The sequence below is a fragment of the Enterococcus sp. DIV1444a genome, assembly GCF_051712125.1.
GTDB lineage: Bacteria > Bacillota > Bacilli > Lactobacillales > Enterococcaceae > Enterococcus > Enterococcus faecalis.
This window is the reverse complement of sequence record NZ_JBIOOG010000001.1, coordinates 999,905-1,015,412: the sequence shown is the minus strand read 5'-3', so window position 1 is coordinate 1,015,412 and position 15,508 is coordinate 999,905. Positions and strand designations below refer to the sequence as shown.

Below are 15,508 nucleotides of genomic sequence, written 5' to 3'. Positions count from 1 at the left end.
TTGGCCCAGGCTCTTGTTTTTTCTAAAAATTTCTTCGGTGATGCTAGAAATTAAGCATTTTCTTTTCTACGTCTAGCAAAGTAGACTCCTGCAATAAGTAACAAGACTGCGCCACTTCCTAAGTAAACGTAGATTCCTTTGCCACCTGTTGAAGGTAAGGTACCTTTGTGTTTGTTTGGTACTTTTTCTGGTGAAACCAGGTTTTCTGTTGTGCCATATGATTGTTCATTGACCACAAATTCAATCCGATTTGTTAACAAGACATAATCATCAGGAGCTACAGTTTCTTCTAAATAATAGGTACCGTATTTAAGTCCTGTGATATCAACTAATCCATCAGCCGTTGTTGTAAAAGTAGTTGCTTCAGCTTTTGTTTTCACCCAAGTTGCTGCTTTCGTTGTTTCATCGATTTTCAAATAATTTGCTGTGTCACTATTTTGATCACGGACGACAAAGGAAGCTCCCGCCAAGGCTTGTGTCGCTGTCACATCGCCATCGACTTTAATGAAACGTTTCCCACCTGTCACAACTTCAACAGTTGGTGGTGTTTGGTCGTCGGTATGACCGTTATCAACATTCGCCTCATTTTTAAAGCCTTTCGTAGGATCTGCTTTTTCATTTAAATGCATAAAGTAAACGAATTTTAGTGTGCCGCCTGGTGTTAGCGCAGGAATATACGCTGGATTAACGGCGACGGTGAAGCCATTTGCTTGTTCAGTCACTTGGTAATTTTCAGGAGCGATCACTGTATCTCCATCATATAAAGCATAGGCATACTCTCCAGAAGTCACGTTATCAAAAGTTAAGGCTGCATCATGTTTATCAATTAAATTGAATTTGACGTATTTATTAGCATCGCCTTCTTTGTCTGCAATCCCCAATGGAATATTTACAGAAATTTGATATTTAATTTTTTCGCCAATTGCCACATCTTTGCCCTCTAAGTTTGGTGTTGTTTTATCAACTTTAGAGGTATCATTTTTGACTGTTTTTTCAACAGGTGTTTGATTGTTTGCTTCAATTGTAAATGGTGTTTTTGTTTGATCTTCAATTAATTCTGCATTATTTGGAGCTTTCACTTCTTCTAAAATATACGAACCAACCTCAAGATTTTTAACTGTTAATTCTCCCATTCCATTCTCTGCTTCTGTGAAATCATTTTCGCCAATTTCATAACTTTTCCCAGTAATAAAGCGTTTTGCTTGTTCTTTATCCGTTGTCCATGTATATAATCCATCTTTGACTCCTTGGATATATTTTACTGTGCTTGGTGAGCCTTCGCTTTTGGAAATAACAAATTCTGCGCCATTTAATCCTTCATTTTCAGCCGTTCCTACTTTTTTCACATGTAAACTACCATCGTTAGCTACCACATTTTTAGGATAAATATGAACAACCGCTAATTCTTCTGTTCCATATTTATAGGAACCATCTGCTTGCTTAATCATTTCGTAAACTGGAAACGCCACCACCATATTCGCAGCAGCAACTACGCCCTCTTTTGGTTCTTCTTTAATGGTATACACTGCATCTTTACCATTTTGTTTTTTAGGTAACTGAACAGTAACATTACCATTTGCATCGGTGGTTCCTTGAGCAACAGGTTTCCCAGGAGTTAAACTTTGGACAGCTTGTTTAGCTGCATCGACGCTTGCGCCTGCCGCTCGTTGCTCGTAAAATTCAGTCGTCACATTATAAACACTAAACGTCACATCTGCCAGTCCTTGATATTTATCAAACTCGCTCATTTCTTTCCCGCTATTTTGAATAAGCGAATCTGGTAAATCCGTCATTTTCTTTTTGTGAATAATGAGCTGTGCGCTCTCCCCATTTTCTTCTGCAAATGCAGTTGTTGTCCCTAATACACTCGTGAAAAGTGGCAAAATTAGTAACAAGGTACTAATGGTGTACCAAACTTTTTTTAATTGCTTCATTTTCTCTCTCCTCTTTTTTGTTTTTGATAAAATAGCCAAATGACTACCATCCCAATGATTAGCAGGCCTGCAATCGTTAACCAAATAGAACGTTCTTCATTTGTTTTTGGTAAGAAGCCTGACTCTTTTACTTTTTTATTGATTACATGTAACGGTGCGGTTCGTTGTCCATTCGTTGCATAAGAATTTTTTTCCACCGTAAAAGGAATTTCTGTTTGATTCAGAAGATAACCTTTTGGTGCAGAGACTTCTTCTAAGAAGTACTGGCCATCTTTTAAGCCTTTGACTGAAAATTCTCCGGCTTGATTAGATGTGATTTTTTTAGCTAACGCTTTTTCTTTCTGCCAACGATACCCGTTTACTGTTTCATTGAGGTATTCCCCCGCTTGATTTTTGACGATAAAAACAGCCTCTGGCAAGGTAATTTTCGCATTTTCACTATCAACTTTGACAAAAGACTTGCCACCTGTACGAACTGTAGCTCTTTTAGTCAAGGTATGCTTGTCAGTGACTAATTGTCCTTCGTTGTTAATCGCAGTGTCAGGTTCAGCGGTCTTTTCTAAACGCATTTGATACGACACAGCCATGGTTTGATTTGCAAATTTTTGTAAGTCTTTAATTGAAAAATCAAGCGTAAATCCATGCTTTTGCGTCGTCAGTGTGTAACCTGTAGTAACTGTTTTTCCAGCCACTTTTACCTCAATTGATTCTGGTAAAAGTGTCAACGTTGTATCCGCCTTATCTGACAAGCGGAATTCCTGATATCCTAAAATATTCGCTGGAATCTGAGTCGTTAACTGATAGTTAATGTGCTCTCCTTGATTAAAACCTTGTTGCTTATCGAGTACCGTTTTTTCAAGTGGTGGTAAGTCATAGGCATTTTCTTCATTTTTTGGATATAAATGAATATGCGTTAACGATTGCCCTTGTGGATCTTGAACAGGCAAAATCACTACTAGGTTGCTAGCTTTTTCTTTTACCACTTCTGGTGCTTCCGCTTCAACAAATAAATAGGCTTTATCTCGTTGCTGCGAATCTTTGCTAGCTAATGAAAAAGAAACCACTCCATCTTCTCCATTTATTGTCTGTGTTTTATCTTCTGCGATCGGTTTTCTATTCGTTGCACCGGTTTCTGCTAATTGACGCTGTGCCTCTTGGACCGTTTTTCCTTCAGAACGAAGCTGATAAAATGGCTCTGTCACATCATAAACTTGATAAGTGACGTCATTTAAGCCCCGATAATTTTGAAGCAATGTTCCTTCTTCCCCTGTGTTTTGCTGCTGTTCTGGTAATTGACCATCAGGGAACAATAATTTGTGCAACGTAACTTGAACGCTTGCTTGCGATACTTCTGCTAATGCTTGCTGTGAAAACCCGAAAAGAGCGAGTAGCATGATGCAAATACTTAGCCAACGTGCGTTTTTCATTGATTACACACTCCCTTCTGGTCGTCTAATAAAGAGATAAACACCTGCTATCACGAATGTACTAATCGCTATCAAGTAAAACCACAAGCGTCCTATGCCACCAGTTTCAGGTAAAGGAACCTTTGCTTGGTTAGTAACATCTAAAGTAATTTGATTATTCTTCTCCCCAGAAATTAAAACATCTGCTACTTTTTCCCCATCTATCGTGACTGAACCATCTTCGCGAATTATTAATTCGATTGGTTCTTTTAATCCCTGATATCCTTCTGGCGTAAATGTTTCTGTTAAGACATATTTTCCTGGCTTTAAGTTTTCAAAAACAAAAGTATCCGTTTCTTTGCCATCTTTTGGTAATTCAATATCCGTATCTGGTCCTGTTAAACGGAATTTCGCTCCTTTAAGTGGTGTCTGATTATCGGCTTTTTTATGAACCGTTAAATCAAAAGGTTTCAAATGATTTTGATGTGTCAGTGTCCATTCTGACGCATTTTCTTCAATATTTTTGCCTGCATAGTGAATTTTCCCATACTTATCAACAGTAAATTCATAATTCCCAGCAAGAGTGTCGTAACCTACTGGTCCTGATTGTTCGACCATTCGATATTCACCAGGTTCACTAATTTTAAAATAGCTTAATCCTGCAGCATCTGTTTTTTGGGTTGCCACAGTTTGGTAAGTTCCTTGAGCATTTTTTCTTTGCAACGCAAAAGTCGCCTCTGCTAAGTTCACTTGTTTGCCATTTTGCATAGTGTATTTTCTAATTCTGATTGGCAAAGAAGAAAATTTATTTTCAATTTCCAATGGAATAACTTGATTTGTGGTGGTCACTTCTTGTCCATCGATGCTTACTTTTCCTTGCTCACTCACCGCAATTTGCCAAGTCGTTTTCTTACCTAACTCATGTCCTGCAGGTGCTTTTACTTCGGTTAATGTATAGCGTTCCCCTTTTTGTAGGCGCACATCTTTTGGCAAGGAATAGCTCCCATCTTTATTGTCCACTAATGTTGTTTGAACGTTTTTACCACTCAATTCAAAGACGGCTCCCACTAAGTTTTTCTCACCTGAGGAAGAATTTTTGATTACTTTTAAATCTAATGGCTTGAATTGCTTCGTGTTTTTCCAAGTAGTATCGTCGATTTTTTCTTGACTGTAACCAGGAACTGCTAATTCACGGGTTGTTTGATAATTGAAAGCTTGTCCTTGATTGTTGTATTGGGGAAGCCCAAGAACTTCTTGATAGCTTTCATCCGCGGTTTTGGAAAGTTGGGTTACATTTTTGCGCTCCCAACTATTGCTGGTATCATTTTCTGGTTTTGATAATTTAATATACCCAGTTTGCCAGTTGGCTGTGTCAGTTACTTGCTTTCTACTAATTTCATAAATCACATTATCTGGTCGACTTGTTGGGTCTTGATCATACTCTTCCCAGATTTTTTTCACGTTTAACTTCACGCCAGGTGCTTTTCCAGAAGGAACCCCAAAATCAACTTTTTCAGGGGCCGTGGCTAATGGCTGAAACGTTGTCCGACCATTCATTTGATACCAAAAATCAGGTTTGAAGTTTTCTGACTCTGTTTGAATGCGTACTTGATAATGAATTTGAATTTCTTGCCCTTTACCCAAATAAATCTCATTACTATTAATTGTAGCGCCTGTTAGCGATACTTCCGGTAAGGTTTGAACCTGAACGGGGCCCACACTTTTCATTGATAATGTATTTGGCTCGTATTTAAAAGGTTCAGCAATTGGATCGACTACTTTTCCGTTTACAACCGTTCCTGAAATTTGAACGGCTTTTTTCGCTAAATAATCAGAAATGTCTGGTGCATAATCCGCGGATTCATAATAAAGATCTCCGTTTTCATCGGCTGACACCATTTCACGCATTTTATCTTCAACTTGTTGTTTAGATAAATTAGCTCGTGGATCGCTTTGCAATTGAATGCCCAATCCATGTATTTCAATCCCACGTTGTTTTAAGGCCATTGCCTCACCTATCGTGGCGATAAACGTACTGTTAATTCGTTTATTGATATTGTTTTGATCTGGCGCATTGTAGCTACCAGAGATATAAGAAGTACTGCCTGGTTGATCTTGTCGATTTGTAAATTGTGTCCCGTAAAAGCGACCATCCGCCTCTGTTTGAACTCGACTCACTTTATAGGAGAAGGTTGGGACACCATCCGTTAAAAGTACAATGACTTTCTTATGTCCATTTGGCGTTGCTAACATATCACCGGCATCTCTTAACGCTCTTTGGGTGAAAGTTCCTCCTCTAGTGCTACTTGGTGTAATATTTTTAATTGGATTTTTGACTGTATCAAACGGCCCCATTTGAATGGCGTTGTTATTATAACCGTCACTTGAGTAGCCAACATAGCCCATATTGATGTTATTGGTAATACCGCTATTTGCCAATGTATCAACAAAACGGTTCACGCCTTTTTGAACTTCACCGATCCGATTGTTTTCATTCATACTACCGGACCAGTCAACGACTAAGACCAAATCCAATGGCGTGATTTCTTTCTGAACATTTCCACGCACATTAAGATATACGTCAAAAAGCCCTGGTGTTGTTGTTTCTCTAGCATATTTTCGGATGGCATAGTCGGCTTGGTCTCCTGTACCGCCATACTCAATATAAGAATTTGTGCGATTAGTAGGGTCCCCATTCCAACTCGTTTGGCCATCCCATTGTGCACCACCGTCTTTATTCCCTTGATGGTTTAACACATTTTGATTACCTGTGGGCTGCCAATTAGCAGTCGGATAAGTGCCAGAATTATCCGTTGTATATTGTGGTGCAATTAAAGGCAGTGCAAGATTCGCTCTCAAAGTAGCTGGCGCCATTCTTGCTTCTGCAAATGGATTAGTTACCTCTTCTGTTGCGGTCGGCTGTTCTGTTTTTTCAGGAGCCGAATCATTTTTGTTATTTTCTTTCACATTTTCTGGTACAGTTATTTTTTCTGGTTCAGTTGATTCTTTAGCAGAATCCTCTACTGTTATTTTTTCAGAAGTAACTGAAACATCATATTCGTTGTTTTCATACAATAACTTAGGTTGCTGAGCGTCTTGAATAGAACTTTGCTCAACAGCTAACGAAAGCTGTACCGGCTTTTTTACTTGTGCATCCAAAGTGAGATAAAGCGTACCATTAGTCACTTGGTAAGAATATCCGTCTTTTTCAATTCCAGCAGAATCCATGAACTGTGCATTTTTCAATTGAATTTCTCGTTGTAATGGCTGCTCTGTTTGGTTGAGAAGATTTAACTCGATATTAATATTCGTTTTATCATTCTCATCTGTTATCATTTGAGCGGATGTAATTTCAACTTCTTTGGCTGTTTCTGCATAGCCAATGAGCGGTATGAAATAGGATGAGACAAGTAAAAAGACTACGCCGAAAACCCCAAATTTCTTTAGTAATTTAATGTCTGTTCTCTCCTTTCTTTTATGAATTAACAGTTAAATTAGAATTGCGTAGCACGTAAAATTTCATTATTCTAATCTGATAATTATTATACAGAGAAGGAGCTCATTAAATCACACCAGCTTTCATACCAAGCGGTTTCATTTCTGAAATTGCGTTATTGTTTCGATGATTGTTTCATTAAAGTAAAGGACTTGGGAGGAAACAATATGATTAGGTTTTTAGAAAAAAATTATCGGAAAATGGAAGAAATCATTCGTGTATTATCCATTTCTGATAAATGGATGACTAAAAAAGAACTTGCAAAATATATTGGTAGTTCTGAGTCTACTTTTATCCGTTATATTGAGGAGATTAAACAACGCTGGGGCGAAAGCTTAACCATTAAAACGTCTCATAAATTAGGCTATCGTTTAGAAAACTTTAATGCATCCTTATATTTAAAAGTACTGACGGATATGGCAAAAACGTCAACGACCACCCAATTGCTCCATGAATTTATCCAAAATCCTGGCAAAACTATCGAATATTATTGCGATACCATCAATATTAGTCGCTCTTCTTTTGCTCGAAAATTAAAGCAGTGTAATCAGGTCTTGGAAACTTACTCTCTTCGCGTTATCGTTGATCAAGGCTATCAATTAACTAGCCAAACAGAAGAATTACCCTTACGTGTTTTTACGACCTTTTTCTTTTTAATGTATTATGGTCATTATGAATTGCCCTATCAATTAGACAAGCAGGAAATCAAGCAATTAATGCGCCGTAATCAATGTCAATTAAATATTATTAGTATGGATAACAGTTATGAACACGATTTTTTTATTATGTATTTTATTGTTGATTTATTAAGAGAACATCAAGGATTTCAACAACGTTTCCAGAAAAAATCAGACAAAAAGAGTCCAATCAAAATGGAAGATTATCTTTTACTCAGTCGTCATTTTACTGGACTCAGCCGTGAGACCTATCGGGAAGTTCTCCGGTATTTTCAAAGAGGCGCTTTTCAGCAATACTACTCTGAAGAACAAGAAGTTATCAGTCAAAGGATACGTGAAAATTTAAAATTTAATGCTTTTTCACAGATTGAACAATTAACAGAAGAAGTCGTTGACTTTGCTGTTCACTTGTTAACCTGTCTTTATTTGTTTTCTCAATTAGTGCCTTTTGACACCACCGAATTAACACAAAGGGCCACCTTTTTCACTCGACAAATTCATTTTACTCAGCTCCACTTATATGCACGATTAAAAGCAGAATTGCATTTCTTTTCCGCTCTTTTAGAAACAAACCTATTAAACTATTCATCTTCTTATATTTTTTGGTTGCTCAATACTTTTCCAGAAATTAACCAGAGTTTCGACTCAAAAAAGATTTTGATTATTAGTGACATGGGCCTGAATCATAGCCAATACATAGGAAACTATGTCCACGATATTTTAGCGTTACATCGGATTCGTTCAAATACGTTAGCAATCACGGAAGAACAAATAGATGATCATCGACTCGAAGAATTTGACTTGATTATTACCAATCAACCAATTATTGAAACCAATGTTCCAAGTATTTTAATTAATGATGCTATCTTATTTTCTAACAAAAGAGAATTGCTCGATTTATTAAACTTTTAACGTCTTAATAGTTTGCCCTATCTACCAAAAAGATAACTCTTTTATCAAGAAGCACGCAATGTGAGGTACCATCATTCAAAAGATAATTTTATTTTTCTGAAATAAAAAAGAAAACATACTAAGATTAGAGGGTAAATTCATCGACGGATGAATTTACCTTCTATTGCTCTTTTAAGCGTATAGTTGGATGTGAAAGGAAGACCGACCACAGGCTCTTGGACTTCGAGTCCCAAACAAAAAATGGTCTCCTTCACTGTCATTTTAAAATCTGGTTTAAGTATGTTGGGGCTTCGAGCCCGTGTGAAGGAAATTAGGAACGAAATGAAGCAGTGAAGAACCTTTCAATACTTTTTAGGAGATGAAAATCATGTATGTACTTGCTTTAGATGTCTCAATGGGAAAAAGTTATGCCGTTATTTATCATGAAAATACTTGTCTTTTTGAACAAGAAATTCTTCACGATAAAATACATTTCAATGCACTTCTTCAAGAAATTTATGCTCTTCCAGAACGACCACAAATCGTTTTTGAAGCAACGGGTGTTTATTCAAGAGTCATTGAAACGTTTTGTCAAAAGAATCATTTCGCCTATTGTTTACTAAACCCTTTAGAAGCCAAAAGACAACTGAATATTGACTTACGTTCAGTAAAAACGGATAAACGTGATGCCCATCGTCTCGCACAAACACACGGTCAATTTTTGCGGAAACAAAAACAATCGCAATCAGAAATCTATGAACAAACACGTGATTTAGCACGTTTTTATCAACAAGTTGAAGGGGACATTAAACGCATGAGAATGAACCTGCATACCGCTTTACAATTAACTTTTCCAGAATTGGAAACACTTTTCACCAACAGGTTATCAAAACTCGCCTTAAATCTTGTCGAGCTGTTCCCGCATCCTACTTGTTTAGAAGGTTTGAGTCAAACAAAAGTAAAAAATCTTTTGAAGAAAAATACCGATAAAAAAATCTCCGATCAAAAAGCATTGAATAAAGCCCAAACCTTACTTTCACTGGCGCAAAATTCTTATCCAGCAGAATCTAGACAAAGTATTTCTGTTCAAAAAGTGGTGTACTATGCCCAACAATTGAAACAATTACTGGTGACGAAAGAGCAACTCGCTCAACAATTAATTGAAACTGCGCAACAAACAATAGAATTTGATTTGTATCAAAGTATTCCAGGGATTGGTGAACTTTCTGCTGGACTCATGATCGGTGAATTAGGGGACATTCGTCGTTTTTCTTCTCATAAACAATTGAACGCTTTCGTCGGTGTTGATACCAGGAGGTATCAATCTGGAAAATATATTGCCCAAGAACACATGAATAAACATGGGAATCCAAAGGCACGAAAGAATTTGTATTTTATTATGATGAACATGATCAGGCAACAAGCGGCGGGCCCCAATCATTTGGTGGACTATTACTATAAACTAAAAACGCAACCTTCGCCCAAAAAGCATAAGGTTGCGCTCATCGCCTGCATCAACAAGCTCTTGAAATGTCTCCACTCAATGGTACGACATTCAAGTCCGTATGATTACTCATACACGGCCTCTAACGACCAATAAGGAATATATCCTTAAATAGATTATAGCACACCTAATAAAAAAAATTCTAATTTATTAGGCTTATTTCGTATACTTTTTTTTCGTGATAAAAATAAACGAAAAAACACTTGACTAAACGTAGGAAATGAGCCTGGGACAAAAATCTCTTTGGATTTTTGTTCCAAGCTCAAAACCTGATAAACGGCGGGAACAGAACCAACTCCTTCGGAAATAAGCCGAAATTCTCCAAAAATTAAAGAGCAATTTTCGGAAATTTCTTCTTATTTCTCGGAGCTAAACGGTTCTGTCCCGACCTCATTTTCACTCTTAAGATAATCAGCTAAACGAAACCAGTAAATTAAATTTCTGATTGATTCACTGGCCATCTTGTGTGACTTTTACTTGGCAAAATTAATGTAATGAAGATCACTAAAGTACCGATAAAAGGAAGTAAATAGAATAAAATCCACCAGTTACTGTGGTCGCGATCATGCAATCTTCTTGCTCGAACAGTAAAGTTTGCCAACCAAATTAAAGCAGTCAACAAGAAAAAGATAATAGTCACAGTATTCCATTCTTTAATGATTGTTCCATCATTGGGTGTTACTTCAATATATCTGTAAACGCCCGTAATTGCTGAATAAATCCCTAACACTAAATAATTAATTAATTGTGGCCACCAATATTGTGCTCGTGTTGCTGACGCATTCATTGTTGTAATATTATTCCAGTATTCTCTATACGCGTTAAACATATTATCACCCCCGCATTAACTATTACAGAAGTCTTTCGTTTTGTCAAAGAATAACGTTATTTTATGCCGCTTAATGACACGTCCATGTGCCTTCCTTAAACTCACACGAAGCTGACTCTTCAGAAGAAGTAGTTAATGAAACTAACGGTTGCTGTTGGTTTTCTTCTGCGAGAATTTTTTGAATAGTTTGACTGATTTGTTGTTTCGGTACTGCACCATTAATTAAATATTTTTGATTAATGATTAGTGCGGGAACTCCTTGTAAACCATAAGCAGAAGCTAGCGCAAAATCTTCTTGAACCGCCGTCCAAACAGCCTCGGAAGCAACAGCTTCTTTCCATAAAGCAAAATCAATCGTTGTCTCTTTTACTAGCTCCTCAATTACTTTTGGCTCTTCAATATTTAAACTTCTCACAAATAAACCTTCTTGTAACTTATCAAACAGTAACCAATAGGTGTCTTGGTTGCCAATGTATCCAGCTGCTTTTGCTGCTAATAATGCATTCTTTGATGTTGGAAAATCAAATCGTTGCTTCCTCATCCCGTCAATATTAAAACGATGCTTTGAATCGTTTTGATTGGCATGCACCCAATGCGTCAAAACTTCTTCTTTTACTGCTGCTCGTGAGCCAAACATTGTTTCAAAATCGTTTGCTGACCACCCCAACGCAAACGACCGATGGATTAATTCAATTTCAGGAAATTCTTGTTGAATCTCATGCATGCGATCAGACATTGGAAAACAAAAACTACAAATAACATCATGGAAAAATTCTATTTTCTTCCTTACCCTCCAGTAACTCTTTTTTTCAAAACAGATTGAACTAAATTTACCATTTTACTTACTAAAAGTAAACAAATGAAGCCAATTAAAAGAAACAAGTGAAACAAAATGCGCTGTGGCTTTTGTCTCACCTGTTCTATCTACTTATTCTGATATGTCCATTCCATTACCCGCTCGCCATTCGTATCTAATTCACCATTAAATACAAAACCAAGTTGTTGGTACAACCGAATTGCTGAGCTGTTCGTATCATAAACACTCAAGTATAGCTTGTTTGTTTGGTATTTTTCTATTAGTGTTAACATTAAAAGTCGACAAGCTGTTTTCCCATAACCTTGTCCTTGGAACCGTTGATCAATTAAAAAGCGGTCTAACCAAACGCGCCCATCTTGCCAACGTCCATACATGGCATAGCCGATTAATTGATTGCCGTCATAAATACCTGCCGACTCCCATTCTGGAGATTGGTCCGATTCTTTCAGGTTTTCTGCCATTGATTCAATGAAGTCTTGTTGTTCCGCGAAGACCTGTAAGTTTTCCACTGCCGTACGATTATTGTTTGTTACTTTTTCAAAATGTATTTCCATTGTTTTCACCTAATTATTTTTTTATTTTATGACGCGATCGTAATAGGATTTTAGAAGGCTAAATTGCGACGAACATTTATTGAGAAAACAGTGTTTAGTTTCAAGAGCCAAGACCATCAATTCTAGCATGTTCCATACATGGAATTTGATGCAACCGAAATGAAATGCGGAATACTGCACACCATCAGTTCATTCTTCGCTTTTTTTATTTTTATACCATCTTTGGGAAATTCCTTCTTATTGGCTTTCTCACCTGAGCATTTATCTCCAAGTTTAAGACTTGGGAAGTACGTCATTTCTTTTTTTCTTACGTTTCACATTCCTTATATACTTATCTACTTCTGTAATAAATAGGATAATCATACCTGAAACGATTGAAATTACCCAAGCTAACAAGGACAGATTAGCCGTATAAAAAATTGATTGCATTAATGGAACATAAGTCAAAATTAGTTGCAATATGACCATTATACCGATAATCCAAAAAGCTTTTGGATTTGTAAATAAGCTTTTAGAGAAAAATGGTTGTGTTGTTCGAATATTAAATAAATAAAAGATTTTACTTAAAACAACAATATTAATCATCATAGTACTTGCTACCGCTTGTCCTACACCTTGAGTTAATAACCACTCATAAGAAATAAGACTAATTAAAGCCATTATTATTGAAACATAGGCCATTTGCCAAATATCATGATTATCCAATAAACGATTTCCAGTTTTCCTTGGTTTTCTTTTCATAATACCTTCTTCATCCGGTTCAAAGATAAACGCAAACTGAATAGTAATTGCGGAAACCATATTAATCCATAGTAGTTGGGTTGCTTGTAGAGGCATTTCTTTTTGCATTAAAATGGTAAATACTATAATTAAACCTTCAGCAAAAGAAGTTGGTAAAAGAAAGAGAATGCTCTTTTTTATATTGTCATAGATGCGACGTCCTTCTTTAATTGCCACCGATAGGGTACCAAAATTATCATCTGCTAAAATCATATCTGCAGAGTCTTTGGCTACGTCCGTTCCTTTTTTTCCCATCGCTACCCCAATATCTGCTCGTTTCAACGCGGGGGCATCATTGACACCATCACCTGTCATTGCAGTAACTTTACCGCTTTCTTGAAGGGCTTTGACAATATCAAGCTTATTTTTAGGCGTCGTTCTTGCAAAAACTTGATTTTCCAAAACAGCTTCACGAAACATTTCTGGAGTCATTTTATCTAGTTCACCGCCGGTTATGACACGAATTGTTGGTGCCAATCCTAATTTTTCCCCAATTGCTTTGGCGGTCAAGGGATGATCCCCTGTAATCATTTTAACATGAACTCCTGCTTGATTCATTTCACCTAACGCTTGAATGACTTCTTCTCTTGGCGGATCAATAATCCCTGCAATCCCGACTAACTGAATACCGTTCTTTAAAAAATCATGCGTAATTTCTGTTATAGCTGAAGAAACTTTTTGGAACCCGACCGCTACTACTCGTTTTCCTTCTTTGGATAGTTTTTCAACTTGTTCATACCAATACTTCGTATCAAAAGTTTGATCTGCTTTTTCTGCCATGGGCAAAAGCTTATCAGGCGATCCTTTTATAAAAATAAATTGCTCGCCCTTTTCATTTTTAATAAGTTTTGCTATATAGCGATACTCCGAGTCAAAAGGCAACATGTCCAATTCCTCATAACTAGGTTGGTTAGGATAATCAAATTGCTTATAGTATAAAGTAAGAAATGAACCATCAGTTGGTTCTCCGTTAATCGACCAATGATTTTCTTCTTTTACCAAAACTGTATCATTCGCTTCAAAGCCTATTTCTAAAAACAATTTTAGCTTCTCATCTAATGACGCTTTTTTATTTTCAAATAAAATTTGTCCTGTTGGCTGGTAGCCATCGCCCGTCACTTGGTACTCTTTTTTATATAATAGGATGTCTTTTACTGTCATTTCATTTTTGGTTAATGTACCTGTTTTATCCGTAGCTACTACATCTACAGAGCCTAAAGTTTCCACAGCAGGTAAAGTCTTAACAATGGTATGTTTATTTTTAGCCATATCGCTCACACCCATTGCTAAAACAACGGAAGTAGTAGCAGGCAAGCCTTCAGGAATAGAGCCGACAATCATTGTCACGACAGCCAGAGATAAAACAGACAGAGAGTAAGTTTCAAGAAACAAACTTACCAGAAAAAGAACAATCGCTACTGACATAATTACGTAAGTAATCCCTTTTCCCAAACTATCGATTTCTTTCATTAACGGAGTTTTTCTGGTTTCTGTATTGTTTACTTCAGAGGATATTTTTCCTATCTCTGTTTGTTCTCCTATTGCTATCACCAAACCAATCCCGCTTCCAGAAGTAACATCCGTAGAAGCAAAAGCTAAGTTAACTTGTTCTGCTAAAGGTGTATCTTCAGCGATTATCGGAGTCGTAACTTTTTCAACAGAATCTGATTCTCCTGTTAAAGCGGATTCTTGTATACGTAAATTATCTGCTTCAATCATTCGTAAATCTGCTGGAACATTGTCACCAGCCTCTAAAAAAACTACATCTCCCACTACTACCTGTTCAGCTGGAATGTCCTTTCTCACACCTTGTCGGTAAACGGTTGCTTTTGAAGAAAGAAGTTCTTTTATTTTTTCTAATGCATTTGTCGCACTAGCTTCTTGATAGTACCCAATCAGCGCGTTTACAAAAACTACTAGAACAATGATAATAGTATCTGAAGTATGTCCCATGAACAGCGTCAAAGCTGCGGAAAATAACAAAATATAAATAATCATATTGTTAAACTGTCGAAGCAACAATTTCCATTTAGGAGTCGTTTTAGCTTCTAGTTTGTTTACCCCATATTTCAAAATACTATCTTCTACTTGCTTTGCTGTTAAACCGTTTTCTAAATTTTTTATTTCATATTTTTTTAAAATCTCTTCTGTACTCAATTGATACTCTTTTATCTGTTCCATTTATTTACCTAACTTTCTTAATTATTTTTTTATAGTGCAAATAAGCTCATCATTTAATAGCCCATACTTGCTATCAATACTGAACTTCCCTATAAATTATTCAATTAAAAAGTAGGCTAAACACATTAAGAATCTCTGCTCGCCTTCTGACGTGTCACTTGTCAATCAAACGCACCTCCTAATTTTTTAAACATAATACTACTATAGAAGGATAAAAGTTGCAACATGAATAAACTGTTGCTATAAAAACTTAAATATCTATTATTAGTGAAAAAATGCTTTTTTATTTCCCTATTAAAGTTTCTCTTTTTTATGCCCATCTTTTCCTACAAATAGATACTCTTTTCAAGAGATTTCTTTTTACACCACCAGTTTCAAATGATATAAATGATATATAGAGTGTTTTAACTATGTGCAACATGATTAAAAGTTAACTGTT

9 protein-coding genes are annotated in these 15,508 nt (G+C 36.5%); 2 read left to right on the top strand and 7 right to left on the bottom strand.

The features are described from left to right. Positions 1-50: 50 nt before the first annotated feature. Genes ebpC through ebpA form a run of 3 tightly spaced genes read right to left on the bottom strand, consistent with a single transcriptional unit; the run spans position 51 to position 6,829 of the window. The gene (ebpC, locus tag IGI87_RS05080) at positions 51-1,934 is read right to left on the bottom strand and encodes an endocarditis and biofilm-associated pilus major subunit EbpC (protein ID WP_438736403.1); all 1,884 of its coding nucleotides are present in this window, start codon (positions 1,932-1,934) and stop codon (positions 51-53) included. Further along, entirely contained in the window at positions 1,931-3,361 is a 1,431-nt protein-coding gene (ebpB, locus tag IGI87_RS05075) for an endocarditis and biofilm-associated pilus minor subunit EbpB (RefSeq protein WP_280212261.1), read from the bottom strand. Before ebpB ends, ebpC begins: the two co-directional genes overlap by 4 nt. Positions 3,362-3,364: 3 nt before the next feature. Continuing rightward, a complete protein-coding gene (ebpA, locus tag IGI87_RS05070; protein ID WP_438737396.1) occupies positions 3,365-6,829 on the bottom strand; it encodes an endocarditis and biofilm-associated pilus tip protein EbpA in 3,465 nt (1,154 codons plus the stop codon). Positions 6,830-7,003: 174 nt separating this feature from the next. Between ebpA and IGI87_RS05065 the strand changes: the two genes are divergently transcribed. Further along, positions 7,004-8,425 (top strand): helix-turn-helix domain-containing protein, encoded by a 1,422-nt coding sequence (locus tag IGI87_RS05065; protein WP_104854269.1) that lies wholly within the window; start codon positions 7,004-7,006, stop codon positions 8,423-8,425. Positions 8,426-8,783: 358 nt separating this feature from the next. Next, entirely contained in the window at positions 8,784-10,004 is a 1,221-nt protein-coding gene (locus tag IGI87_RS05060) for an IS110 family transposase (RefSeq protein ID WP_438736402.1), read from the top strand. 337 nt (positions 10,005-10,341) lie between these two features. Here the strand turns inward: IGI87_RS05060 and IGI87_RS05055 are convergent, their stop codons facing one another. The 4 genes from IGI87_RS05055 to IGI87_RS05040 form a co-directional block, all read right to left on the bottom strand. Further along, complete coding sequence (locus tag IGI87_RS05055) at positions 10,342-10,737, bottom strand: DUF805 domain-containing protein (RefSeq protein ID WP_002358131.1); 396 nt, start codon at positions 10,735-10,737, stop codon at positions 10,342-10,344. A 70-nt stretch (positions 10,738-10,807) separates the two neighbouring features. Then, a complete protein-coding gene (locus IGI87_RS05050; protein WP_438736401.1) occupies positions 10,808-11,473 on the bottom strand; it encodes a DsbA family oxidoreductase in 666 nt (221 codons plus the stop codon). 188 nt (positions 11,474-11,661) lie between these two features. Next, positions 11,662-12,108 carry a GNAT family N-acetyltransferase gene (locus IGI87_RS05045; RefSeq protein WP_113793783.1) on the bottom strand — a complete coding sequence of 149 codons (447 nt, stop codon included), beginning with the start codon at positions 12,106-12,108 and terminating at the stop codon, positions 11,662-11,664. Positions 12,109-12,381: 273 nt separating this feature from the next. Continuing rightward, on the bottom strand, positions 12,382-15,069 hold the full coding sequence (locus IGI87_RS05040; RefSeq protein WP_280212256.1) for an HAD-IC family P-type ATPase: 2,688 nt from the start codon (positions 15,067-15,069) through the stop codon (positions 12,382-12,384). Between the last annotated feature and the right edge of the window lie 439 nt (positions 15,070-15,508).